This is a genomic window from Thermostichus sp. OS-CIW-32, from assembly GCF_054060415.1.
Genome location: NZ_JBSSDD010000015.1, coordinates 1 through 23,181, shown reverse-complemented (window position 1 = coordinate 23,181; position 23,181 = coordinate 1). Strand labels below are relative to the sequence as shown.

19 protein-coding genes and 1 CRISPR repeat array (1 of these 20 only partly in view) are annotated in these 23,181 nt (G+C 59.5%); of the genes, 6 read left to right on the top strand and 13 right to left on the bottom strand.

Translation table 11 applies throughout. The annotated features are described in order from the left end of the window. A CRISPR array of direct repeats spans positions 1 to 1,203; the repeat unit is 36 nt; unit sequence GTTCCCCCTTCGGGGGGATCCCTAGAAATTGGAAAC; it reaches 28 nt to the left of the window's first position. Positions 1,204 to 1,275: 72 nt separating this feature from the next. The 6 genes from ACVWY8_RS12740 to recJ form a co-directional block, all read right to left on the bottom strand. Next, positions 1,276 to 2,253, bottom strand: coding sequence for a CHAD domain-containing protein (locus ACVWY8_RS12740; RefSeq protein ID WP_414409037.1), 978 nt, complete (start codon positions 2,251 to 2,253; stop codon positions 1,276 to 1,278). Between the two features lie 197 nt (positions 2,254 to 2,450). Then, complete coding sequence (gene tmk / locus ACVWY8_RS12735; protein WP_457395391.1) at positions 2,451 to 3,101, bottom strand: dTMP kinase; 651 nt, start codon at positions 3,099 to 3,101, stop codon at positions 2,451 to 2,453. 22 nt (positions 3,102 to 3,123) lie between these two features. Beyond that, on the bottom strand, positions 3,124 to 4,350 hold the full coding sequence (locus tag ACVWY8_RS12730) for a hypothetical protein (protein ID WP_457395393.1): 1,227 nt from the start codon (positions 4,348 to 4,350) through the stop codon (positions 3,124 to 3,126). A gap of 111 nt (positions 4,351 to 4,461) precedes the next feature. Then, a complete protein-coding gene (rdgB, locus tag ACVWY8_RS12725; RefSeq protein WP_457395395.1) occupies positions 4,462 to 5,073 on the bottom strand; it encodes an RdgB/HAM1 family non-canonical purine NTP pyrophosphatase in 612 nt (203 codons plus the stop codon). Positions 5,074 to 5,131: 58 nt separating this feature from the next. Then, positions 5,132 to 5,797 carry a metallophosphoesterase family protein gene (locus ACVWY8_RS12720; protein ID WP_457395397.1) on the bottom strand — a complete coding sequence of 222 codons (666 nt, stop codon included), beginning with the start codon at positions 5,795 to 5,797 and terminating at the stop codon, positions 5,132 to 5,134. After that, positions 5,787 to 8,477, bottom strand: a complete 2,691-nt coding sequence (gene recJ, locus ACVWY8_RS12715) for a single-stranded-DNA-specific exonuclease RecJ (protein WP_457395399.1) — start codon at positions 8,475 to 8,477, stop codon at positions 5,787 to 5,789. Before recJ ends, ACVWY8_RS12720 begins: the two co-directional genes overlap by 11 nt. A 111-nt stretch (positions 8,478 to 8,588) precedes the next feature. Here recJ and ACVWY8_RS12710 point away from each other — a divergent pair, with 111 nt between their 5' ends. Together ACVWY8_RS12710 and ACVWY8_RS12705 are read left to right on the top strand one after the other, a co-directional pair. Further along, entirely contained in the window at positions 8,589 to 9,017 is a 429-nt protein-coding gene (locus tag ACVWY8_RS12710) for a hypothetical protein (RefSeq protein WP_414331038.1), read from the top strand. Between the two features lie 109 nt (positions 9,018 to 9,126). Next, positions 9,127 to 10,545 carry an SPOR domain-containing protein gene (locus ACVWY8_RS12705; protein WP_457397163.1) on the top strand — a complete coding sequence of 473 codons (1,419 nt, stop codon included), beginning with the start codon at positions 9,127 to 9,129 and terminating at the stop codon, positions 10,543 to 10,545. Positions 10,546 to 10,858: 313 nt separating this feature from the next. Here ACVWY8_RS12705 and ACVWY8_RS12700 read toward each other — a convergent pair whose 3' ends face one another. The 3 genes from ACVWY8_RS12700 to ACVWY8_RS12690 all read right to left on the bottom strand — a co-directional run bounded on the left by ACVWY8_RS12700 (position 10,859) and on the right by ACVWY8_RS12690 (position 13,905). After that, positions 10,859 to 11,665 carry a DsbA family protein gene (locus tag ACVWY8_RS12700; protein WP_457395405.1) on the bottom strand — a complete coding sequence of 269 codons (807 nt, stop codon included), beginning with the start codon at positions 11,663 to 11,665 and terminating at the stop codon, positions 10,859 to 10,861. A 91-nt stretch (positions 11,666 to 11,756) separates the two neighbouring features. After that, positions 11,757 to 12,284 (bottom strand): RNA recognition motif domain-containing protein, encoded by a 528-nt coding sequence (locus tag ACVWY8_RS12695; RefSeq protein WP_011432462.1) that lies wholly within the window; start codon positions 12,282 to 12,284, stop codon positions 11,757 to 11,759. A gap of 253 nt (positions 12,285 to 12,537) precedes the next feature. Continuing rightward, positions 12,538 to 13,905 carry a glutamate-5-semialdehyde dehydrogenase gene (locus ACVWY8_RS12690; protein ID WP_457395408.1) on the bottom strand — a complete coding sequence of 456 codons (1,368 nt, stop codon included), beginning with the start codon at positions 13,903 to 13,905 and terminating at the stop codon, positions 12,538 to 12,540. Between the two features lie 315 nt (positions 13,906 to 14,220). Here ACVWY8_RS12690 and ctpC point away from each other — a divergent pair, with 315 nt between their 5' ends. Next, a complete protein-coding gene (gene ctpC, locus ACVWY8_RS12685; RefSeq protein WP_011432460.1) occupies positions 14,221 to 15,516 on the top strand; it encodes a carboxyl-terminal processing protease CtpC in 1,296 nt (431 codons plus the stop codon). 177 nt (positions 15,517 to 15,693) lie between these two features. Beyond that, positions 15,694 to 16,638 carry an ornithine carbamoyltransferase gene (argF, locus tag ACVWY8_RS12680; protein ID WP_457388713.1) on the top strand — a complete coding sequence of 315 codons (945 nt, stop codon included), beginning with the start codon at positions 15,694 to 15,696 and terminating at the stop codon, positions 16,636 to 16,638. A gap of 270 nt (positions 16,639 to 16,908) precedes the next feature. Here the strand turns inward: argF and ACVWY8_RS12675 are convergent, their stop codons facing one another. After that, entirely contained in the window at positions 16,909 to 17,334 is a 426-nt protein-coding gene (locus ACVWY8_RS12675) for an ExbD/TolR family protein (RefSeq protein ID WP_011432458.1), read from the bottom strand. 3 nt (positions 17,335 to 17,337) lie between these two features. Beyond that, positions 17,338 to 18,054 carry a MotA/TolQ/ExbB proton channel family protein gene (locus tag ACVWY8_RS12670; RefSeq protein ID WP_049749560.1) on the bottom strand — a complete coding sequence of 239 codons (717 nt, stop codon included), beginning with the start codon at positions 18,052 to 18,054 and terminating at the stop codon, positions 17,338 to 17,340. A gap of 198 nt (positions 18,055 to 18,252) precedes the next feature. Here ACVWY8_RS12670 and ACVWY8_RS12665 point away from each other — a divergent pair, with 198 nt between their 5' ends. Beyond that, the gene (locus tag ACVWY8_RS12665) at positions 18,253 to 20,106 is read left to right on the top strand and encodes a S8 family serine peptidase (protein ID WP_011432456.1); all 1,854 of its coding nucleotides are present in this window, start codon (positions 18,253 to 18,255) and stop codon (positions 20,104 to 20,106) included. Further along, on the top strand, positions 20,106 to 20,327 hold the full coding sequence (locus tag ACVWY8_RS12660) for a hypothetical protein (protein WP_414416660.1): 222 nt from the start codon (positions 20,106 to 20,108) through the stop codon (positions 20,325 to 20,327). The genes ACVWY8_RS12665 and ACVWY8_RS12660 overlap by 1 nt, the downstream gene beginning before the upstream one ends. Before the next feature lie 457 nt (positions 20,328 to 20,784). Here the strand turns inward: ACVWY8_RS12660 and ACVWY8_RS12655 are convergent, their stop codons facing one another. Both ACVWY8_RS12655 and ACVWY8_RS12650 read right to left on the bottom strand, forming a co-directional pair. Beyond that, a complete protein-coding gene (locus ACVWY8_RS12655; RefSeq protein WP_457395411.1) occupies positions 20,785 to 22,170 on the bottom strand; it encodes an FGGY-family carbohydrate kinase in 1,386 nt (461 codons plus the stop codon). A 165-nt stretch (positions 22,171 to 22,335) separates the two neighbouring features. Next, positions 22,336 to 22,821 carry a 2Fe-2S iron-sulfur cluster-binding protein gene (locus ACVWY8_RS12650; RefSeq protein ID WP_414358164.1) on the bottom strand — a complete coding sequence of 162 codons (486 nt, stop codon included), beginning with the start codon at positions 22,819 to 22,821 and terminating at the stop codon, positions 22,336 to 22,338. Positions 22,822 to 23,181: the final 360 nt, after the last annotated feature.

The window sequence follows — 23,181 nt, the reverse complement described above, 5'->3', positions numbered from 1 at the left end:
TTGGAAACCATTATTGATGGGCAAAGGCAGATTCTAAAGTTGAAGTTCCCCCTTCGGGGGGATCCCTAGAAATTGGAAACGAGAAATCCTGGGTGCGGTTTGGGGGAGGAACTAGTTGTTCCCCCTTCGGGGGGATCCCTAGAAATTGGAAACTGTGACATAAACCCCTCGAAGTTTACACGCAGGTGTGTTCCCCCTTCGGGGGGATCCCTAGAAATTGGAAACCTGTGGACGCATTACTGCGGAGGAAGGTGAGTCCAAAATTCGTTCCCCCTTCGGGGGGATCCCTAGAAATTGGAAACTACACACCTGAGTTATACTAACAACTGTTGTCCTATGTTCCCCCTTCGGGGGGATCCCTAGAAATTGGAAACCAACATGTAATATTGTTCGGCAAAACCTTCGTACTTAACGTTCCCCCTTCGGGGGGATCCCTAGAAATTGGAAACTGGAAAGACAGCTCGCCAGACTGGGCAGGGTAGATGCGGTTCCCCCTTCGGGGGGATCCCTAGAAATTGGAAACAAGTACGCTACAGGTACAGAATCTATCCTACGAACCAACAGGTTCCCCCTTCGGGGGGATCCCTAGAAATTGGAAACGGTGACAGCCCTGGTAGAGCTATGATTACGTTATCCCCAGAGTTCCCCCTTCGGGGGGATCCCTAGAAATTGGAAACGCCTAAGGGAGCACGCTCCACTGAGCTAACCACTAGTGCAGCTCAGGTTCCCCCTTCGGGGGGATCCCTAGAAATTGGAAACAGGCTTTGGCTTGTCGGCAAAAGACTCCCCTAGAACCTCTAGTTCCCCCTTCGGGGGGATCCCTAGAAACTGGAAACCCCATCAGTGCTGTTGGACCGTTTACGATTAAGCGCAGCAGTTCCCCCTTCGGGGGGATCCCTAGAAATTGGAAACTCGGCACACTTCGGAAACGCACCGACCCTGCTGGCAATGGTTCCCCCTTCGGGGGGATCCATAGAAATTGGAAACACGTCTCCCGATTCTCATCGACATAAAATCGAGTGTTCCCCCTTCGGGGGGATCCCTAGAAATTGGAAACGCAATCGGTGGATCATTTGGGTAATCAGCGACATCTAGTTCCCCCTTCGGGGGGATCCCTAGAAATTGGAAACTGGGTGATTCCGCGGTTCGTTGGCCCGCCCGGGTCGTGTTCCCCCTTCGGGGGGATTCCTAGAAATTGGAAACCCTATAGCCACAAAAAATCCCCCGCCAATAAGGCGGGGTTTTTCCTTCGGGGGGATCTATAGAATTGGAAACCTAGGGATCCCCAGTTGGAAAGAAATTGGAAACAGAGAAAAGATTAGAGTAAAGCCGGTGCTGCTCGGCAGAGGCCAGGCAGCGCTGTTGGTGCTCAGGCCACTCCTGGAGGGCTAGTTTTTGTTGTTCCTGGAGAAGGGTTTGTAGGTCTGAGTCTGCAGGCAGCTCGCCTTGCAAAACCTGCAAATCGTTAAAGCGGCCCAGTTGATCCTGCAAGCACTTCAGGGTTGCTATCCAATCTTGCATGGTTTCCCCGTAAAAGGGCGCAAAAAACTCCACCTGATAGCGCAGCCGTTTGGTGGCCTTGCGCAGCTCGTGCAGTTGCTCAGCCTGGGCTTCCGTTGCGGGGAAAGCAGGGATCCGCCAGCCTGGCTGCAGCAGCCACTGGGCCAGCAGGGGAGTCAGCAAGTGGGGCAAGCTTTCCGGCAAAGGCAGCTCCGCCTGGGGCTTATAGCGGGGGTGAGCCAGCCACTGCTCGCAGGCAGCTTGAAACGCCAGGAAGTCAGCATCTTCAAGAATGCGGCGGGAGCGTTTCTCGGCTTGGGTTCGACGTTGCTGCAGATCTTGTTTTAGCTTCTCCAGTTCTGCCTGCTGGGCTGCCGGGATCCCTTCCCAGCAAGGTTCCTGCAGGATTTCCAGCAGCACGTCCAGATCCCGCTGCTTGCCCAAAGCACTGGCCAGCTTTTGCAGGCGTTTGGGCTTGAGAGGCTTGGGCAGCCGGACGGATCCCTGAAACACCTGCACCCAAGTGCCAATACGGCGCAAGGTCACCCGGATTTGGTGGAGAGATTCTGCCGCCTCTGGATGCTGAGCCAGAACTCGCCTTACGTGTTTCTGCAGCCGCTGCCATTGCTGGCTCAACAGCTGGTGGGCCCAGGCGGCCACGGTTGGCAAGGGCGCAGATGAGGGCAAGGTCAAGTGCAAGGACTCCGTCCCGCTGACGCGATCGGTTTTCAGCTCAGCAGCAACAGCGTCCACAGCCAGTCTCCTCTACCCAAAACGAGAACCAAGAGAGCAGCAGGCTCTTTTCACATAGGTCATCCAGAATAGCTTGAGGTTACCCCCGCCTCTTCCTTTTTAACCTAATCTTAACCTTGGTAAACCGAGCAGGCTGTGGCCAGGGAAACTGTCGCGAGCTTTGGCCTGTCGCGCCATTCCCGTCAGCGGAACAGAGTCTAGGGCTCCCGGCCTGCTGTCACAAGTGGTAGGCGGGGTTCGACCACTGACCAGAGGCGGGCAGCCACCTCCAGGGGGGATCCCTGGGCTGAAATGCGGACAATCCGCTGTGGTTCTGCGGCAGCCAGGGTTTCGAATCCGCAGTAAACCCGCCGGTGGAACTCTAGGCCTTCTTGCTCGTTAGTGCTCTGCACCGCTAGCTCAACTGCGCCAGAAGAACGGGAGCGAGCCCGTTCTAGCCCCACCTCGGGGGGCAGATCCAGCCACAGGGTGAGATCCGGCTGCAGCCCGTCGGTGACCCATCGGTTGAGCTGCCGGATCAGATCCAGATCTATGCCCCGGCCATAGCCTTGATAGGCCAAGGTGGAATCGGTAAAGCGGTCACAAACCACCACCTGCCCTGCCGCCAGAGCCGGCGCGATGACTTTGCTCACGTGTTCAGCCCGATCCGCCGCGTACAGGAGCAACTCCGCCAGAGGGCTAAAGGGATCCCCGTGCAGCAACAGCTCCCGCAGCGTTTTGCCCAGCGCCGTGCCCCCCGGCTCGCGGGTACACAGGCAAGCGTAGCCTTCTTGGCGCAGCCGCTCAACCAAGAGGGCCTGTTGGGTGGTTTTGCCCACCCCTTCCCCGCCTTCTAGGGTGATGAACACACCGTCGTCCTCTGCAAGAGGGTTAGCGCAGGTTGAGTTGGGGCTGCAAATTAAAGGAGTGCCCCGGCACCATCACGTAGACGTCGGGGATGTTGGTGGGCTCCAGGCTTTGCAGGGCTAACCCTTCGATGTTGGAGCGCAGGGCGTTGTTGATGGTGGTTTCCAGTTGGGACAAGACCTGCGCCTCGTTGCCTTGAGCGGCCAAGCCGGGAAACTGGTTGTAGACGGCGCGTGCCAAACTGCTGGCCAAGGGGAGCTGGATCAGGGTGAGGTTGGATCCCCCCAGCTGGGGGCCCAAGGTGTTGGCCCGGCCGCGGATGCCCAAAGCTTGGAGGGCATTGGCCGTTTGGCTGACGGGGATGGTGCAAGTATCCATCTTGTAAACGGGCACTGAGGCCATGGTCAGAGCAGAAACGCTGGTCAGTTGCACCACGGTGAAGGAGGCAGTGCCGTTATAGGCAAAGCAAAAATCGCGAAAGGCTGCGGGCACATTGGCAGCGCGGATGGGGCGCTCATCGTCAAAGCCGCCCGACTCGGCGAAGATGTTGCGGATAGCGAATCCCCCGAAGAAGGCCAGCAGGGCCACCACCAGCAGGATCGTCAGATCGGAGGAGGAGACCCCCCCGCTGGAGCTGCCGCCTCGCCCACCACCGCCATATCCCCCACCGCCAACATAGCTGGAGGTGTAGCCGTAAGCCGCGGAACGGCTGTAGTCACTGCGGTAGCCGGATTCCCCCCGGCCAACAAAGGACTCCGTCCCGCTACCGCGAAAGGCAGAGGAACGAGCGGATCCGTCGTAACCTCGGCTGCCGGAGACAGAACGGCGGGGAACTAGCGCTTGCCCAGGGCGCTCACCAGCTTTGGGGGATCCCGCAGCGGCTTTCTGCCCCCCCTTTTCGCTGTCAACACGAGACCCCTCGTCTCGGCCAGTCTGGGGGGAGCGGTTGGAAGGGCGAGAAGTGGCCCCTTGCGCGGACTCCCTGTAGCTATCCCGCCCATTCTCCAAGGACTCCGTCCCGCTACCGCGAACGTCCAGCCAATCTTCTGCGCCTGCAAAGGTTGAGCCCTCTTCCGGCAAAGGGGGTGGAGAACGACGACCTTGGCGCTCCCTTCCTTCACCAGAGTTTGCAACCGAGGAGACCGCGGCTTCCTCACCGGCAGAATCCGGGGAATGGCGGCTGGGATCGGGGGCAGCAGTCCGTTCCGCTGCTGCAATGGGATCTTGATCCTCAAACTCAGAAAAACCCATAGTTCTTCGAGCGCTCCCCTCAGCTGCCAAGGCAAGACGGCTTTCAATTTCACTCCCCCGAAGGGAAGCAACTACTGTATCCTAGCAGCTCCCCAGCCAGGACATCGGGGGCTATTGCTGGGATCCAAGCCAGCCCATACGCTTCTCCAGGAGAGGCAACTGCGCTTTCAAGGCGCGCAAGGCTCGGCCTCGGTGGCCGATGGCCTCTTTTTGAGCTGGGCTCATCTCGGCAAAGGTTAGCCCCACTTCGGGCACCCAAAACAGGGGGTCATAGCCAAACCCCCCCTCTCCCCGCGGCTGGGTCAAGATCTCTCCCGAGCATACCCCTTCCACCAGGGCATGCACTACACCTTGGGGATCCACCAGGGCGATGGCGCAGTGAAAGGTGGCTCGGCGATTTGGGATCCCTTCCATTTCCCTAAGCAACCGCTCGATGCGGGCAGCATCGTTGGGGGCATAGCGAGCCGAGCGGATCCCAGGGGCACCGCCAAGGGCTTCTACCGCTAAGCCGGAATCGTCGGCAATGGCCCACTCCCCCAGAGACTTGGCCACGGCTCTGGCTTTGAGAAGGGCATTTTCGGCAAAGGTGGTGCCGGTTTCTTCCACCTCAATTTCTGAGGGCATGCGGCGCAGCTCCCAAGCAGGGGCATGGGCCTGGAAAAAGGCATTGAACTCGCGCCATTTGCCGGGGCTACTGCTGGCCAAGATCAAAGGACGGGTCATGGAAGGTTCCTACGAGTGGAAATCTGAGGAGGCGGAAGGCTGTCCAAGGGATCCCTACCTAATGGATCTCGAGAACCATGTTGTGCAGGGCTGTGTTGATCACCAGTGTGGATCCGCACCGCTCTACCTTGCCCCCATCCCAATGCATGTGTCCGCAGATGTAGTAGCGCGGCTGCAGCTGTTCCAAAAGGGGGCGCAAAGTGGGTGTGCGACGGTGATACCACTTCCCGCCTTCATCCAAAAAGCCTCGCGGCGGAGCATGGGTGAGCAGCAGGTCAATGGGCCGGGGGGGTTGACTGTAGAGGGCGAGCAGCTCCTGCAAATGGGCGGAGGTGAGAGACCAGCTCCAGCCACAGGGGGGAGTCCAGGGCACAGCCAAAACCTGTAACCCCAGCCACTCAAAGCAGCAGGACTGGGTGATGGCCCGCCCCCAACAGCCAACCAGCGAATTCAAAACCGAAGCTGCTGGATCGTGGTTGCCAGGTAAAAAGAGCCAGGGTTTGCCCAGGCTCTCCACTGCCGCCAAAAAGGATTGCAGATGAACCACCTCTGCTTGGGCTGCCGGATGAAAGCCCTGGGTGGCCTTGCGGGAAGGTTTGCCGGCCTTGGAACAGAAATCCCCGCAGTTGATGTAAGCATCCACCTCCGGCAGATGGGCAAGGGCCTGCCGGATCAGCCGAGGGCTGCCGTGGTAGTCGGAGCCGAGCAGCAGCTTAATCCCCATGAGAATCAGCCGCAGAAGAATCCAGGTGGGATCCCTGAAGCAGGGCGGCAACCTGCTGCCAGGAGCTGCTGTACCAAGCTTGCTGGGCTTCCAGTTCTTCGTCGAGGGATCCCGTGGGGCCAAAATCCGGGCAGGCGTACCCCAGGGAGCGTAATCCTGCCACCAACACTGCCGGAGACAGCCACCACTGCTGGGCCAAGCGCAGCAGATCCACCTGGCTGCGGGTTTGCAGGTATTGGCGGAGCTGGCGTTGCAAGCTGGCAGCGGAGGGCAGGGGCACCGCTTGCTGATGGACGGCAATCAACAGCTCGCTGCTGGGGGTGCAACAGAGCAGCCACTTGAGGTGATCCAGAGAAGGGGGCCAGCTCCACAACCAGAGTTGATCATAGCGGTGGCCGGCTTGGGGACGGTCGTAGTGGAGAGTCAGGTACCGCCGTTCGCGATAGCGGGCCGTAGGCCTTGAAGACAAGACCAGCGAGGGGCGGCGGAAGCCGTAGAACAGGATGGTTCCCTGCGCCTGAGGCCAGAGGACAGAAAATCGGTCTACAGCTTGCCAACGCAAAGGCTGGGTGGGCTGGGGGGTGGGGCGCCAGATCAACAGAGGTGAGGGCTCTGTCCCCCTCTGGGAGCCAGTCGAGGGCTTGGAGTTGGGCATGGGAGGAGTGGCATCCAGAGAGGCGGGGGAGATGGGAGACTTGCTCCCATCAGGGGTGCGGGGCGCTGTTTTCTCGAGAGGGGGGTTGCCGGCAGTGGCAGCCTCTTGGGCAGGTCGAATCCCGACAATTTCCAGCTCCAGTTGGGTTTCTCCCTGCCATGTTTTGGCCTTGAGCGTGTAGGCTACATCAACTCGCTCCGGCAGCGGATGGGTTTCCGCTCCCCGCCAACGGATGGCCCAGAGGGGGCGCTGTGGCCTCGGGTTTGTGCTCCCCACTGCTGACCCGTTCGCCAAAGTGTTGCCCAAAGCGTTGCCCAGCGATAACCCATCAGTGTCGTAACTGGAGGTTTTGACAGCTGAGTCGCTCCTGCCCGGACAAGAGGACTCCGTCCGAGTAGCACGTAACCCATGGGAGCGTTGCGTAGGGAGAGCAGGATCCCGGAGCAGCAGCTTCAGGTGGCCGGGAACTGGGCCAAATCGCTGCTGTTGCAGAACCTGCAGGTTGCGGCTGCAGAAGACCGGCTCAGGATTGCCGATGCCACAGGGCTGCAGATGCTGGAGCTCTCGATAGAGGTCAAGGGTGAGATCTGACAGCGACACTTCGGCATCGATTTGCACCAGCGGCTGGATCTGCTCCGGCTGCAACTGCTGTTGGGCAAACTGCCGCAATCGTTCTTCAAAAAAAGGCCAGTCTTCTGCTCTCAGGCTAAATCCCCCGGCAGCGGGGTGGCCGCCGTGCTTGGTGAACAGATCCTTGCAAAACTCCAACGCTTGAAACACGTCAAACTCGGGGATCCCCTGCCGCGCCGAGCCACTGATCTCCCCTTGCCGCGACTGGCTGCCGATGAACACCGGACAGCCAAAACGCTCTGCCAACCGCGAGGCCACAATGCCGATCACCCCTTTATGCCATTTCTGCTGAGGGGATCCCAAAATCGTCAATACCCGTTCCTGCTGCAAATCCCGGCCTTGCTGGGCAATTTGCTCTAGGGCTTCTGCCTCGATGCGCTCGCACATCTGCTGCCGCACCTGGTTGAGCCGTTCGCAGCGGCGGGCCAGTTTCTCTGCCTGCTGGGGATCGTCGGTAATCAGCAACTGGATCCCCATTCTCGCCCGGCCAATTCGCCCAACGGCGTTGATGCGGGGCCCCAGGCCAAACCCAATCCACTCAGGCCGCAGCCCCTCCAGGGATCCCTGCATGCCCATCACCTGCAGAAGGGCGCGGATCCCTGCCACCTGGGAGGTGGGCAAGAGGTGCAGCCCCTGCCGCACCCAAAGGCGGTTAACCCCCGTCAGCGGCGCCAGATCGGCAATGGTGCCCACAGTAAACAGTTCCAGGGCTACCCGCTGCAAATGGCCATCACCACGGCGCTCGGCCAGCGCCTGGGCCAGGAGGTAGGCAACCCCCACCCCGGCCATCCCCCGATAGGGAGAAGAAACGGGGAGCTGCTTGGGATTGAGGATGGCATCGGCAGGGGGCAACTGGGGCGGCAAATCGTGGTGATCCGTCACGATTACCGTCAAGCCCAGAGCTTTGGCCAGTTGGATGGGCTCGTGGGCGGAGATGCCGTTGTCCACGGTGAGAATGAGGCGCACCCCCTCTCGGTGCAGCTCTTGCACCATGCGGCTGTTGAGGCCATAGCCCTCCGTCATGCGGCTGGGGATGCGGTAATGCACGGGTGCTCCGCAACCGGAAGGAGTGCCCCGCAAAGCCCGCAGCAGCAGGGCCGTGCTGGTCATGCCGTCGGCATCGTAGTCGCCGCAAATGGCGATGGGCTCTTGTCGGCGAATCGCCCCGTCCAGCAAGTCCACCGCCAGGGGCAAATCGGCAAAATCCTGACTGGGTGGAGGCAGGTGGGCGGGATCCGGCTGCAGGTACTGCCGCACGGCAGCAGGGCTGGAGAGCCCGCGATTGAGTAAGATCTGAGCCAATATGGGCGAGATCCCCACTGCCTCGGCCAAGCTCTGGGCAGTCAACTTGTCCACAGGATGAAACAGCCAGCGTTGAGCAGGGATCCCGGCCATAGCAAAGCGTAGGGCTTGGATGGGGACAGGGGGTAGGCAGTGCTACAGTTGGCATGTGGGCTATCCTTTTGACGTTAACCCAAAACGCTCCTCTGCTCTTCCCTGCTGTCGATGTATTCTCTACTGCTTACCTATGGCCTTAACCCGCTGACAGGCTTAAAGCTGTTGGTCAAGTCCTCTGAGCAGACCTCTCTGTGGACACTGGCCCAGCAGCTTTGGGGCCGCCCCGGATCTCGGCGACGCAGGCCGCGCCTACAAATCTCGTTAGGCCGCTTGGTGCCAGAGCAAACCGAGCACTTGTCCAAGTTGGAAGTGCTGCTGCGTCTGCGGTTTTTCATTGCCCTCGAAGCGGAAACTCCAGAGAGTGCTGCCCACCACTGTCGCGAACGGTTCTTGCTTCCTTCCGGCCAGGGATCCGCCATTCAGCTTGCCCGCTACACCGAGGGCTCGCAGCAGTACAAGACGGAGATCATCCGCTTTGCCCTGGGGGGATCCCGCACCCTTGTGGCGAGGACTCCATCCCGCCGCCGTCGCCTCTGAAACAAACTCCCCGACAAGCCATAGCGATAGAGTCTTGCCAGCCTATCTATACTGGAGATGCACTAGATCTGTGTTTCTCCCGTGAACCCAACTGGGCTGCATCTTTGCGGTGGCAGTGCGGAGCATTCTATCGGTGGTGGGCGGCATCTGCAAGCCCATCCCTGGCACAGCCTTGCCCAAACTTCGGCTTACGCTAGCTTTGAGTTGTCCTTCCCGCAAGGGGGTGAACTGCGAGCTCTGGCACTGTGGGGGATCCCCGCAGGCCCAGGCAAAGACTCCATCCCGGATGCAGAGGTTTGAGTTGCCGCCAATCCCGCCAGAGGAGATGGATCCCATGTGCAACACCCGTCAGGACTACGGCTGGCTGAAATGCTCCGTACCCCTGTTGCCAGCGCAACCGGCCCTCTTTGCCGGATCCCTGGCGGCCTTTGCCCTTGTGCTCCACGCCGTTAATGGGAACGTCCTGCCGGCTGCTTTGGCCCTGACCCGTTACCAAGTGCATGTACTGGCGGATGGGGCGGCGGAGTTGGCTCAGGTGCGCACCCAGGTGCCGGATGCCTATTTTGTGCAAGGGGATAGGCAGGTTTTCATTCTGGCGGGGACATTCATCAACCGTAGCCATGCTCAACGCCGTCAGGCCGACCTGGAACGGCTGGGGTTATCGGTGCGGGTGGTGAGCCGCCAAGAGACGGATCCCCCTCTGCCCCCTGCTTTTCCTGCCCAAGCAGCACCCAGCCGCCCTGCTGCCAGCTCAAAAGCCTCTGTGCCGCCGACGCCAACCGCTCCGCCCTTGGATCCCCAGCGTCCCTTTGCCACCCACGTGCCCAACCCCACCGGTGATCCCCGTTTGGAAGAACGGGTGCGCCGCTTCTTTCCAGGAGCCACCGTGGTGCAGTACCGCGGCCAGGTTGCTTTGCAAACGGGAACCTTCTCCCGCCTGTCGTTGGCCCAGGATCAAGCCCGCTGGCTAACCGCTCAGGGGTTACCGGCAGTGGCGGTGTCGCTGGTAGGAGAAAATGCTGGCCGGGATCCCATCTCCAACCCAGCACAAGGAGAGCGCTATTGGGTGTTGGTGGCCGATCCCACCGGGGAGAAATGGCCTGCGCTAAAACAACTCCTAGAGGGATCCCTGCCCTTGATCTACGATGACCTGCGGGTGGTGCGCACGGGTGGGTTCGCCGACCCTGCTGCTGCCGCCGAGCAGGTGCGTTACTTGGCCGGCCAAGGCTATGAAGCGGGGATCTTCCCCGCCGATCTGCGCCGCTCTCAGCCTCTTTTGCAAGCGGATCCCGTCTCCTCCTCGCCTGCCCAGGCTGTTCCTCCTGGGGAAGAAGGTGGCAGCGGATTTTGGGTGGTGGTGCCGGCTGGGGAAGAGGCCCTACCCAAGCTGCAACAGTTTGCCCCTGATGCCTTCCTGCGGGGCTCAGTGATTCAGGTGGGCACCTACCGGCAACGGGCCAACGCCGAACAGGCGCGGCGCTCTCTGGCCGAAGCAGGGTTCGATGCCCGCATCCTGCCCGTGGAGTAGCCAAGAGCCACTTCCGCCATAAACGCTCTCCTCCTTCCCTGCCGTTGGGGATCCCCATTCGGCCCAAATGGCGACTTGGGTGAGTTTCTGCTTTTGACATACTCCCCACCCTACTGGCTTGTCAAAGCCTACAGCCCGCTTGGGCGAATAGAGCGGTTGACTACCCTGCCACTGCCCTGAGCCTACCGTAAAGCCCTCCTCAAGGACGGAGCGTTTGGGCAACTGGGCGAGGCTGGTAAGAAGGATAGGCCAGCCGTTGCACCACCTGTTTGCAATACACCACCTGTTTCAATAGCAGTGCGGAGCATTTTTCCTAGAGGGCTTGCTTGGCCTGCTGCAGCGTCTGCTCAAACACCTCCAGCGGCTGCGCACCGGAGAAGGCAATGCCGTTCAAGATGAAATGGGGAGTGCCACCGATGCCCAGTTGAGAGGCCAGGTCGATATCTCGCTGAATGGCGCGTTCTGCCGCCCGACTGCGCCGATCCCGATTGAATTTTTCTATATTCAGGCCCAGCTTCTCAGCAGTGGCCACATAAAACCCATCCCCAAGCTGAGATTGGTTGGCAAACAGCTCGTCGTGAAACTCCCAAAACTTACCTTGACGTTGGGCGGCCCAAGCAGCCCGGGCAGCCGACATCGCTTCTGGGTGGATGCTGGTCAGGGGCAGGTGCTTGTACACCAAGGTCACCTCATCCCCGTGGTCGGCCATGAACTGCTTGAGGGTGCTGTGGGCGCGGGCGCAGAAGGGGCATTGAAAATCGGAGAACTCCACCAACACTAACCGCAGAGCGTCGGATCCCAGTCGAGGGGAATCTCCGATGACGGCGCGTGGGTTCTCCCGCAGTTGACGGCCAAATTCTTCCGCCAGCCGCTGCTGTTGTTGCTGCTGCTCCTGGTACTGTCGCTGCTGGTATTCCTGTACGGCCTCCAGAATCACCTGGGGGTTCTTTCGAATGATCTGCAGCACCTGCTCTTCCAAATCTGCCGGGGCAGCCGCCGCCGCTGGTAGGAAAACCGGAGCTCCACTTCCCACTCCCAGCAGAACCACCAGCCCGAACAAAAGTCCAGCCCGGGCCAAGCTCCGCCCCCAAGCGCGAAAAATCCTCACCAGCCTATGCATCCCAACCCCCCTCTCAAACATGCCTAAAGCCGTCGCAACTCACCCAGCCTACCGTCAGATCCCAACAGTGTCTATCACTCGTTCGGGGGGGTTAGGAATTGGTGACCTGCAGAAGCTGCTCCTTGATCCGCTGCAACTGGCTGGCCCAGCGGGGATCCGGCTCAGAGGCTGCCTCACTTTCGGCGACGACGGTGGAGCGCCCACCCTTATTGCCGCGCTGGCGTTGCTTTTTGCTGGGGGCAGGGTTTTCTGCCGACTCTTTAGAGCCCTTGGCCTCAGAATCTCTGGACGCTCTGGAATCTTTGGAACCTCTGGACTCTTTGGATGAAGGCTCAGAGGTCGCTGTTTTGGATTCGCCTTCTTCCCCTCGGTCGCGCGGCTGGGCGAGCTCAATGCGCAAGTTGACATCCCCAAAGCTGTGGCCGTTGAACTTTTCGATGTACTGCTGCGCCTGCTCTTCGGTGTTCACCGTTACAAAGCCGAAGCCGCGGCATTTGCCTGTCTTCCGATCCCGGATCACCTTGGTGGAAATGACCTCACCGGCAGAGCGAAAGAGCTTCTCCAGTGCCTGACGATCCACCTCTTCCGGCAGATTTCCAACATACAGACGCACAGGCATGATCCAGCGAAGCTCCTAATCGAAATAACAAAAGGCCAAAATGCAAAGCGCTACATCTAGGGCGCTCAAGCCCATAACATCAAACCCGGAACCCGGTAGTCCATTGTCACACCATAGCGCGCCGCAAAGCGCAACCCTTGGCAATCACGAAGCTATTTTTTAATTTACCTCAACCTGGAGCCGCGAAGACGAGGAGAACGGTTTTTGTGAACGACTGCTTTGTACAGCCGGTTTGTACAGCCGGCTTTTGCAGCTAAGCTAAGCCGGTGTTGTTCAGGCGATCCCGATGTTGAAAAGGTCGCGCCTGGGGGCCTGTGTAGTCGGCTACAAGATGTCCTTGCCCTCGCAGTTGGTAGCGGTAAGTCACCAAGCCTTCCAAGCCCACCGGGCCGCGCGGCGGCAGTTTTTGGGTGCTGATGCCCACTTCTGCCCCAAAGCCGTAGCGAAACCCGTCGGCAAAGCGGGTGGAAGCGTTGTGAAAGACCCCCGCTGCATCCACTTCATCCAGAAATCGCCGGGCGGCGGCGGCATCTTCGGTCACAATCGCCTCGGTATGGCGGGATCCGTACTGCTGGATGTGGGCAATGGCCTCGTCAAGGGAGCCCACCACTTTAATAGAGAGGATCAAATCGGCATACTCGGTGCTCCAGTCGTCCTCGGTGGCCGGGATCAGATCCGGCACCAGCTCGCGGCAGAGGGGATCCCCCCGCAATTCCACCCCCCTCTCCCGCAGGGCCTTGACCGCCAGAGGTAAAAAGTGGGGGGCTATGGCCTTGTGGACCAACAGGGTCTCGATGGCATTGCAGGCGGCGGGGTACTGGGTTTTGCTGTCCACCGTCAGCTTGATTGCCATGTCCACGTTCGCTGCCCGATCCACGTATAGGTGACACAGGCCATCGGCATGGCCCAATACCGGGATGCGGGTATTCTCCAGGATGTAGCGGACAAAGCTACTGGAGCCGCGGGGGATGATCAGGTCTACCAGCCCCTCCAGTTGCAGTAGGGCCTTGACCTCAGCGCGGCTGGTGAGCAACTGCAGGGATCCCTGGGGAAACTCTGGGATCTGCTGCAGGCCCGCCTGGATGGCCGCCATCAAGGCTTGACAGGAGAGCAAAGCTTCGGATCCCCCCTTGAGCAAGACGCTATTGCCGGTTTTCACCGCCAGGGCAGCAATTTGCACCAGAGCATCGGGCCGCGACTCGAAGATCACCCCCAGCACCCCCAAAGGGTAGGTGCGCCGTTCCAAGATCAGCCCCTCGTCCAGTTCCCGGATCAGCAAAGCTCGGCCCACCGGATCCCCCAGCCGGATCACCTGCCGCACTCCGGCCACCATATCTGCCAGTTTGTGGGCGTCCAGCTTCAGGCGAGCATAGGCAGATGCCGACAACTCCCCGGCTTTCACCATCTCCGCTGCCCGCTCCAAATCCGCCTGGTTGGCGGCCAAGATAGACTCTTGGTGCTCCAACAAGGCAGTGGCCATGGCCTCCAGAGCGGCATTCTTAATAGCCGTGGGCAAGGTGGCCGTGTGTTGGGCAGCAGCGCGGGCCAACTGCACTTGGGACAGCAGCGGGCGGTCTGAAGCAGAGGCAAGCGAGCTGGGGCAATCGGTGGCAAGGGACATAGAGTCAGAAAGGGGGCAAAGTGCCCATTTGGAAGAAAAGGGTTGCGATGATAGGTTGTAACAAAGTTGTGTTGAACTGTGATCCTAGAAGCACCCCCGGAAGGGATCCCTATGCTAGGTTGGGCACAGTCGGTTGGGGTTATCTGTAGCCTACCAAAATCCGGATCCCACTTGCTGCAGCAGGGGAGCCTTTCCTTGCTCTCGATGCTTCTAAGCTGAAGTTTGGATAGGGGAAGACCCTTGCTCGAAACCCAGTTCCCTGACGATTAGAGATCCACCTCGTCAACCTCGATTTAGCGCCTTCCAGGAGAGCCAATGAGAAAGCGTGGGTTTGTGGTCAGTGCAACGGCTGCAGTGATGACAGCGGTATCGCTGGTCGGCGTGCAGCTATCTATGCCGGGTTGGGCGGGGTTTCGCCGGGATCCCAAGGAAGTGGTGGACGAGGTTTGGCAAATTGTTAACCGGGAATACGTGGATCCGTCTTTTAATTCCCTGGATTGGGAAGCGGTGCGGCGAGATCTGCTCAGCCGAGAGTATGCCACCCGAGAAGATGCCTACGCGGCCATCCGGGAAGCCCTGAAGAAACTGAACGATCCCTACACCCGCTTTCTGGATCCGGATCAGTTTGCCAGCATGCAAATCGATACATCCGGCGAGCTGACCGGGGTGGGGATCACGCTGGGCATGGATCAAGAGACGAACGAGCTGGTGGTGATCTCCCCCATTGAAGGGTCTCCTGCCGACCGGGCCGGGATCAAATCCAAAGACGTGATCGTGCGCATCGACGACAAGTCCACCGAAGGCATGGACACCAACGCTGCAGTCAACCTCATTCGGGGCGAGCCGGGTACGCGGGTGCGGCTGACCATTCGCCGCGAGGGGGAAGGGCTAAAGGTGTTCGATTTGGTGCGGGAAAGAATTGAGCTGGCCACCGTGCGCTACGAGGTTCACGAGGAAAACGGCCTGCCCATTGGCTATATCCGGATTACCCAGTTTTCCGGCAACGCCGCCGAGAAGATGCGCCAAGCCATTCGCGAGCTGGAAAAACAAGGGGTAGCCGCCTACGTTCTGGATTTGCGCGCCAACCCAGGGGGCCTGCTCTACTCCAGCGCCGAGATTGCCCGCATGTGGATTAACCGGGGCAGCATTGTCTCGACGGTGAACCGCCAAGGGGAGCAGGATCGCCTGACGGCCAACAACACGGCCCTTACCGATAAACCTTTGGCCGTTTTGGTGGATGGTGGCTCGGCCAGCGCCAGCGAGATTCTGTCGGGGGCTCTGCAGGATAACCGTCGCGCCGTGATTGTCGGCACGCAAACTTTCGGCAAGGGCCTGGTGCAGTCGGTGCATCCCCTGTCCGATGGATCTGGGCTGGCGGTAACCATTGCCCGTTATCGCACTCCCAACGGTAACGACATCGACCACAAGGGCATTACCCCCGACATTTTGGTGGAATTGTCCGAGGAAGATCTGAAGCGGCTCAGCCAGAACCGAGAATTGGTGGCCACCCCAGCCGACCCACAGTATGCTGCTGCCATCCAGGCTCTGCAGGCTCAGATCTCTGCCCGTCGGCAACAGGCCCAGGAGGTCATTCGTTCCTCTTCACGTTAGCCGGTGTTGGGGGCGGTTTTGATGGGTCTCAGATCTGGCACTCCTGAGACTGGGGTTAAGCCGAGGCCCAAGCTATTTAAGACTATTAAGACTCTTCTCATTCGAGTTATTCGAGGAGTGTTGACCAGCGCCGGGCTGGGGATGCTTTTATTGTTTCTGTAGGTGGCGCGTAGCACAATGGCGGGGTCGAAGATCGCGGGATCCATAAACTTGGCCGGACGGGATCTGCTCAAGCTCAGCGACCTAACCCCGGCAGAGCTGTCGGCCCTGCTAGCCCAGGCGGCTGAATTAAAGCGGGATCCCTATCGGGTGGAGCTGCGGGGTCGGGTGTTGGGGCTGTTGTTTCAGAAGGCTTCTACCCGCACCCGCGCCAGTTTTACGGCAGCCATGGCCCAGTGCGGAGGCAGCACCCTGGATCTGGTGCCGACGGTGATGCAGGTGAGCCGCGGCGAGCCCCTGCAGGACACGGCCCGCGTCCTCTCCCGCTACCTGGATGTGATCGCCATTCGCACCTACGACCAGAAGGAGCTGGAAACCTTTGCCGAGTATGCCGATGTTCCGGTGATCAACGCCCTCACCGATCAGTTTCACCCCTGTCAGGTGTTGGCTGATCTGCTCACCATTCAGGAGAACTTTGGCCAATTGGCGGGACTGACCCTGGCCTATTGCGGCGATGGCAACAACGTTGCCCACTCCCTGCTGCTGGGCTGTGCCATGAGCGGGATCCACATCCGCGTCGCCACCCCCCCCGGTTACGAACCGAATGCGGCAGTGGTGGAGCAAGCCTGCGCTCTGGCCCAGGGATCCCAGGTGTTGGTGCTGCAGGATCCCCAGGAAGCCGTCTCTGGAGCTCAGGTGGTCTATACCGACGTGTGGGCCAGCATGGGTCAAGAAGCTGAGGCCGAGGCCCGCAAGGCCACCTTTCTGCCCTACCAGGTCAATGCCGAGCTGCTGCAACGGGCGGATCCGCAAGCCATTGTGCTGCACTGCCTGCCGGCCCACCGGGAAGAGGAAATCACCACTGAAGTATTGGAGGGATCCCAGTCCCGCGTGTGGGATCAGGCGGAAAATCGCCTACATGTGCAAAAGGCACTCCTGATTCAGGTGCTGGGCGCAGGATGACCCCTCACCCCCAGGCTAGAGAGCGGGTTAGCAAATGAGCTTACCGGAAAACTGGGTCTATGGTCATTTCGATTTAAACCAGGACACTGCACCCACACCCCAAACGTTGGTCGCGTCGGCGTTGCAGAGCAATAGCGTTGCGGAGCGATAATGCAGAGGGCCAGAAGGTTTTTCAAGGACTCGGTCCCGCTGGCGCGACCAGTAGCCTAGGCGTCTCACCCTAACCTGAAATGACTATATTTGACAAAACTGGCCCAAATCCTAAGCTGGCTACCGATTACTGCTGGGGCGGCGGGCGGCAATTGCCAGGCTGACATTGGGCACCCGCTGCAGGGTATCCATCACCTCCACCACCTTGCCGTGGGAGAGGGCCAAATCAGCGTTGATCACCACCAAGCGCCGCCCTTCAGCCGGCTTCTCGGCCAGGATGCGTTCCACTGCTGGGATCAGAGCAGAGATATCGGCAATCTTCTCCTGATTGACAGCAATCTGTCCTTCCGCCGTCAGGCTCACCGTTACATCCGGCTGCAGACGAACTTCAGCTGTAGTGGCATCCGGCAGGTTGACATCCAGAGCCTCGGAGCGGGTGAGCACCAGGCTGGCAATCACGAAAAACACCAGGATCGAGAAGATGACATCGATCAGGGGCACGATGTTGATCTCGCCAGCTCGGAAGTTCTCTTCGGGGATGCGCATAGGTTAGGAGGGCTCAAGCGAGGAGTAGGGGGGAAGGGTGGAGCTGCCACTGGGGCTAGATTGGGTGTAGGAATACTGGGAAAGCTGTTGGGCCTGCATCTCTTGCCGCTGCCGATGCAGCAGCTCCAGCATGCCGCCGTACTCTTGGATCTTAGAGAGTTGCCGCAGGTACAAAGAGCGGAAGACGTTGGAAATCAACAGGGTGGGAATAGCCACAATCAGTCCAAAGGCCGTCGAGTACAAGGCTTCGGCGATCCCCCGACCTACCCCCTGGGTATCGGTGCCGCCGATATCCCCCAGTTGAATGGAGCTGAGGATCTGGATGATGCCGGTGACCGTGCCCAACAAGCCCAAGAAGGGGGCAACGGTGATTACGGTGTCGAAGACAGTGTTGAAGCGCTTCAGCAGAGGCACTTCTGCCGCCAGGGCCGTTTCCAGAGCCAGCTTAAAATCTTCCGGGCTGGCCTCGTTCAGCTCCAACCCGGCCAAAAAGATGCGGGCAATCGGCAGATCGGCATTTTGCTCCAGCAAATACTGGGCAGCGCGTGGGTTGCGGCGGTACTGGCTCAGGGCTTGCTGCACCACCTCCTCCTGCCGATGGGTGATCTTCCACCAAAACAGCACCCGCTCAATGCAACAGGCCACTGAGAAGACCGAGAACGTCAACAGGGGGATGGAGTAGTACCAACCCTGGATCATGAGCTGCAAGACTCTATCCATCGATCCCGATTCCCCCCTTCTGGCGGCAGTTTACGCTCATCTTGTCATAGCACTTTCTCGGCAGGGCTGGGATCCCTTCTTGCGCGGCGAAGGTTGCACCTTTTGGCAATTTTGCCCCCATGCCGGCTCTCATCTCGTCAATTGTCAATCCAGAGGGCATACTGGTTGCAACAATTTTGGATCCCGAGGGCGTGAATTATGAAATTCAGACGCTGGTTGGGTCTTTGCTGCGCCGGCTTGATGGCCTTGCTGTTGACGGCTTGCGGCAAGGGATCCGCCCCCTACGACAGCATCGTGGTCAATTTTGTAAACACGGCCACCCCCAGTCAGATTGCCGCCATCGCTAAAGAGTATCACTTGACGCTCCGCCCCAGCAGCGACAGCGCTTTTGCCCGCCAAGAAGCGATCTACCTGTTTGACGTGGATGCCAACCACCTGGGATCCACGCGGCGGCTGGTTAAGCGGCTCACCGACGAAGCTTTGATCGAGTATGCTCACCCCAACTATCAATTCCAGGCGGCTTTCGTGCCCAACGACCGCCTCTATCCCCAGCAATGGAACCTCAGGGCCATCCGCATGCCGGAAGCCTGGGACATCTCCCAAGGGGAAGGGGTGACGGTAGCCGTGGTGGACACGGGAGTAACCCGAGTTCCCGACCTGGCCCAAACCCAATTTGTGAAGGGCTATGACTTTGTGGATGACGATGAGGAGCCGGAAGACCTCAACGGCCACGGCACCCATGTGGCGGGAACCATCGCCCAATCCACCAACAATGTCTTGGGTGTAGCCGGCATTGCCTTCAAGGCCAAGATCATGCCGGTACGGGTGTTGGATGCCAATGGCTTTGGATCCCTGTCGGATGTGGTGGAAGGGATCCGCTATGCTGCCGACCACGGGGCTACGATCATCAACCTCAGCCTGGGTAGCCGCGCTTCTGCCCAACTGATGGAGGAGGCGGTGGCCTATGCCCACAGTAAGGGGGTGACGGTGATCGCAGCCGCTGGCAACGAAAACTCCAACCAGGTGAGCTACCCGGCCCGTTACCCGCATGTGATCGCTGTCTCAGCCACGGGGCCCAACGGGGAGAAAGCCCCCTACTCCAACTATGGGGTGGGGGTGGACATCTCTGCTCCCGGCGGAGCCAAAACGCCTGATCACCCCGAGTACGGCATTCTGCAGCAAACCATCAATCGTCGTAACCCCAACGAGCCGGTCTTTGCCTACTTCCAAGGCACCAGCATGGCCACTCCCCACGTAGCCGGTGTGGCAGCTCTGATCCAGGCTCAGGGCATCAAAGACCCGGACAAGGTGGAGGAAGTGCTGAAAATGTCGGCTACCCCAGTGCCCGGCGACAAACAGAACTTCTACGGGGCTGGTCGTTTGGATGCAGCCAAGGCGCTGGCCAGGGCCACAGGGCAACAGGAGGAAAACCCCTTGGTGCTCTGGTTGAAGGACTTCCTGCAGTACCTGAACAACAATGGCTACCTCAACCCACGCTTCTGGTTCGATGGTGGCCCGATTGCTCTGGTGCCGAAGCTGCTGATGGTGGTGGGCGGCTACATTATCCTGGTGCTGATCCGCTGGTGGCTGGCTCCCAAGCGGCTGCTGCAGACGGTGCCTTTGCTGGCTGGGATGCTTTTGGGCAGTGCCGGTCTTTTCCCCTTGCAGGGGTTGGCGATTGTCGGTGGCCCCCGTTGGCCCTTCCAATTGGCGGGTAGCTCCCTGCCGGAGTTGGGCACCGCCTTTGCCCAGACCAATGCCTTGAACCCCCTATTTGCCAGCGTGTTGATCCCAGGCCTGTTGATGTTGCTGCTCCTGGGCCATCGGCGCTGGCGCTGGGCGGTGATTGGCTTGTGCATCGGCATGGCCTCGCATCTGCTCTTGTCCGGATCCCTGTTTTATGAGGGGGTGCTATGGCTTGGATCCTCTGCTTGGTTGGGTCGCTCCTTCTTGCTCTTCAATGGCTTGCTCTGCCTGGGCCTGGCCTACTTGGGAGCGCAAGCGGCTACGGAATCTCAATCCACGGCAACTGGGCTGGCGCTGAGGCAGTGATGCAAGAGTACAGCGGTACCATCCAGTTCCTGGATATCGAAGGGGGAGTGTGGGTGCTGACGCTGCCTTCCGGCGAGCACTACGCCCTTTTCCGTGCCCCCAAAGAGCTCTTGCAAGAGGGGCTAGAGGTCACCATCCAGGGACAGATCAGAGAAGACATGGTGACGGTGGCTCAGGTAGGGCCGGTTTTAGAAGTCAAGAGCTTCCGGCGGCAGCCCTAGCTTGGCTTGCAGCTCCGGCCATACCAATCGGGGATCCCCAAGCGGGGATCCCTGCTTTTCGATGTCAGAATGCTTTTACAGTCGCTTCAAACAAGATTGAGACACCTCGCTGCCGACCCTCACCCCTAGCTTCTCTCTAGTTAGGAGAGAAGGAAAGTTAGGAAGCAATGCAACGAAAATATTTCATTTCCGTTTAAAAAGAATCTCGTTTCCACGGCTGAGCATTCACGAAGCTCAAAAAACGTAGGTAGGCAGCTGTATCCCGTGACCGCTTAATACTTACATAGTCATAAGTCTGTAGCCTGAACAACTGGGAAACCATCATCGCTGTTTTAGAGGGGAAACCTACTGGCGAAAGCGGGACGGGGTCCTTTGCGGCCAGGGCTATTGTGGAACCAGTAACAAGAATCCTCACCCTACCGCTACGGGGAAGCAAGCCAGTAGAGCAGGGAACATGTCAAAGCAGGTTGCTCAGGCGGCTGTGAAAGACCGAGTAGATCTCTGCGTAAGACTTCACCCACTCTGGATCCGGTTGAACATAGCGTTCTACCTGTACCAATCGATCGGCAGCCTGTTGGACAGAGCAGCACCAATAGGCAGAAGCGGCCAAGATGGCTGCCCCCACAGCCGGCTCCGGGTGTTTCACCACAGCCAAGGGACGAGCAAGGATGCTGGCGCGTAGGCGCAACCAGAGAGGGCTTTTGCTGCCTCCACCGGTGGTGAAAATCGGGCTCTGCTCTGGCACTGGGATCCCTTGAGCGGCCAACGTTTCCAGCCCCAGCCGCTCCACCATCGCTACCCCCTCCAACAAAGCAGCGTAAAAACGGGGGGATCCCTCTTCTGCCTCCGGCAAGAACCCGGCAAACTGGGGATCGACAATGGGAAAACGCTCTCCCGGCTGACAAAGGGGATAGCTGACCAGCCCGGTGGGCAGATAAGCCTGAGCTTGCTGATCCAGCATTTGCAGGTTGCCGTCGGGGAAGTAATGAGGCAAAACTCCGCCTCCACAAAAAGAGGCGGCTCCCGGCCACCAAACCATTCGTTCGCGACAGCGGTGCGGAGCACTGTCCGGGTGCAAATGGGAATAGATGCTTGGGGTTTGTATGGGATCCGGACTGTTGGCCTTGAAAATGAGGGTTGTGCCCAAGCTGGTGGAAACCTGCCCCAAGCGAATAGCCCCTGCCGCCAGTTGCCCGGCACAGCCATCGGTGATCCCTGCCGCGATCAGCACTTCCGGCCCCAACCCCCAGTCTGTTCGCACCGTTCCTAAAACCGTTCCCGGCGGCACCACCTCGGGGAAATGCTTGGGGTTTAGGCCCTGCCGCGCCAACCACTCCTGAGGCCAGGTGTAGGCCTCCAGGTCGAAACCGCTCTTGAGGGCATGGGTGTGATCGGTCACCTGCCTGCGCCCCCCCAGTTGGCTCAGCAAAAAGTCCGCCGGATGGGCCAAGTAGCTGTCTCGATACTGATCAGGATAGGCTTCCGCCCACCACAGCCAACGGCTGAGACCCCAACTGGCAGGGATCCCCAATTGCTTGGCCTGAGCCTGGCCCCGTGGGTCAGAATACAGCCACGCCTGTTCCAACGGCATGCCTCGACCATCCACCGGCAGAATGGTGCCGGAAGTGCTGCAAGCACTCAGAGCTGCAATGGAATACTGCTCCCCCAGTTGCGCGGTCAGTTGTCCCAAAAGGGCTTTCAGGGTTCGCAACCAGCGGCCCGGATTGGTCTCTGGGGGATCCCACTGGCGCTCGCTTTTGGCCACCACCTCCCCCTGCTCTGAGAGGGCCACCACCCGCATCCCAGAAGTGCCCAGATCGATCCCAAGAAACACAGGGGGCATAGGGGTACTCATCTCATCATCAGCTCATCATTAGGAAGGAAAATGCCTTGTCATGATGGAGTGCCCAAGGCCCAAGAATGCTCTCTGTATAGATGGGGTGGCCAAGTGGCTCAAACTGGCCTAAAGGATGGGAAAGGACTCCGGCCCGCTGTCGCGATCACAATTTCAAAACTCCTGGCTGCTCCGAGCCAACGCTTCTTGGATATCCAGATCCAGCCCTTTCACCGATTCCAGCACCGAGCGGGTGATCAGTTTACCCTCCTGCACCAAAATGGCGCCGGTTACAGGGTGCAAAAGCGGCTGTTCGGCCCGCCGACCGATCAACGCCTCGATATCCTGAAAAGCATTGATGTACATCCCGGCAGGCAATTCCACCACCACCCCTTCCCCCAGCACGCGCGCTTGGCAGGCCAGGCGGGAGTTGGGCTTGCAGGTGGTGATCGCCTCCAGGGTGCGCTGCTCCCGCTTGCTCACCGGAGACAAAGACTCCATCCCTTCCTTAACGTACACATGGCAGGTGGCACAGAGGCCGCGCCCGCCGCACTCTTTCAACACATTCAGCTCTTCCTGCAACAGTACCGAGAGCAAATTGCTGTTGGTGGCGATTTCAGACACTTGGGCAATGGGATCCAACCGCACACGCTTGACCATAGTCCGCACTTTTTGGGCTACTGGATGCTAAAAAAGCTAGCATCTTTCACCAATGCAGATTGCCGGAACAGGGCAGTTCTACCTAAGCATGCAGGAAAATCCCCCATGCGCCATTCAGGTCTCGGTGCATACGAATGCCCTCTGAGCCTTCTCGGCACTCCAACTATAGGTCTTGCTGGTGTAGGCTTCAGAAACTTGACCAAAAGGCGCGGCAAGCCCCGTCCTTCAGGGCAGGGAAGGATAGCGCCGACCGTAGCCGACGCCCACCGTAGCCGACGCCCTTTAAAAACGCAGTGCCGGCCATGTGAATATCGTTGTCATCACGCATAGGCCAAGAATACGATTGAGCGGTGCAACGAC

Excerpts from the sequence above, each read along its gene's own strand:
- ACVWY8_RS12720 (WP_457395397.1), bottom strand. The coding sequence starts at position 5,797 with ATGGGGATTAAGCTGCTGCTCGGCTCCGACTACCACGGCAGCCCTCGG.
- ACVWY8_RS12650 (WP_414358164.1), bottom strand. The coding sequence starts at position 22,821 with ATGGTCAAGCGTGTGCGGTTGGATCCCATTGCCCAAGTGTCTGAAATC.
- rdgB (WP_457395395.1), bottom strand. The coding sequence starts at position 5,073 with ATGACCCGTCCTTTGATCTTGGCCAGCAGTAGCCCCGGCAAATGGCGC.
- ACVWY8_RS12665 (WP_011432456.1), top strand. The coding sequence starts at position 18,253 with ATGAAATTCAGACGCTGGTTGGGTCTTTGCTGCGCCGGCTTGATGGCC.
- ACVWY8_RS12670 (WP_049749560.1), bottom strand. The coding sequence starts at position 18,054 with ATGGATAGAGTCTTGCAGCTCATGATCCAGGGTTGGTACTACTCCATC.
- ACVWY8_RS12730 (WP_457395393.1), bottom strand. The coding sequence starts at position 4,350 with ATGGGTTTTTCTGAGTTTGAGGATCAAGATCCCATTGCAGCAGCGGAA.
- ACVWY8_RS12695 (WP_011432462.1), bottom strand. The coding sequence starts at position 12,284 with ATGCCTGTGCGTCTGTATGTTGGAAATCTGCCGGAAGAGGTGGATCGT.
- ACVWY8_RS12660 (WP_414416660.1), top strand. The coding sequence starts at position 20,106 with ATGCAAGAGTACAGCGGTACCATCCAGTTCCTGGATATCGAAGGGGGA.
- ACVWY8_RS12690 (WP_457395408.1), bottom strand. The coding sequence starts at position 13,905 with ATGTCCCTTGCCACCGATTGCCCCAGCTCGCTTGCCTCTGCTTCAGAC.
- ctpC (WP_011432460.1), top strand. The coding sequence starts at position 14,221 with ATGAGAAAGCGTGGGTTTGTGGTCAGTGCAACGGCTGCAGTGATGACA.
- ACVWY8_RS12700 (WP_457395405.1), bottom strand. The coding sequence starts at position 11,665 with ATGCATAGGCTGGTGAGGATTTTTCGCGCTTGGGGGCGGAGCTTGGCC.
- recJ (WP_457395399.1), bottom strand. The coding sequence starts at position 8,477 with ATGGCCGGGATCCCTGCTCAACGCTGGCTGTTTCATCCTGTGGACAAG.
- argF (WP_457388713.1), top strand. The coding sequence starts at position 15,694 with ATGGCGGGGTCGAAGATCGCGGGATCCATAAACTTGGCCGGACGGGAT.
- ACVWY8_RS12710 (WP_414331038.1), top strand. The coding sequence starts at position 8,589 with ATGTATTCTCTACTGCTTACCTATGGCCTTAACCCGCTGACAGGCTTA.
- ACVWY8_RS12655 (WP_457395411.1), bottom strand. The coding sequence starts at position 22,170 with ATGCCCCCTGTGTTTCTTGGGATCGATCTGGGCACTTCTGGGATGCGG.
- ACVWY8_RS12675 (WP_011432458.1), bottom strand. The coding sequence starts at position 17,334 with ATGCGCATCCCCGAAGAGAACTTCCGAGCTGGCGAGATCAACATCGTG.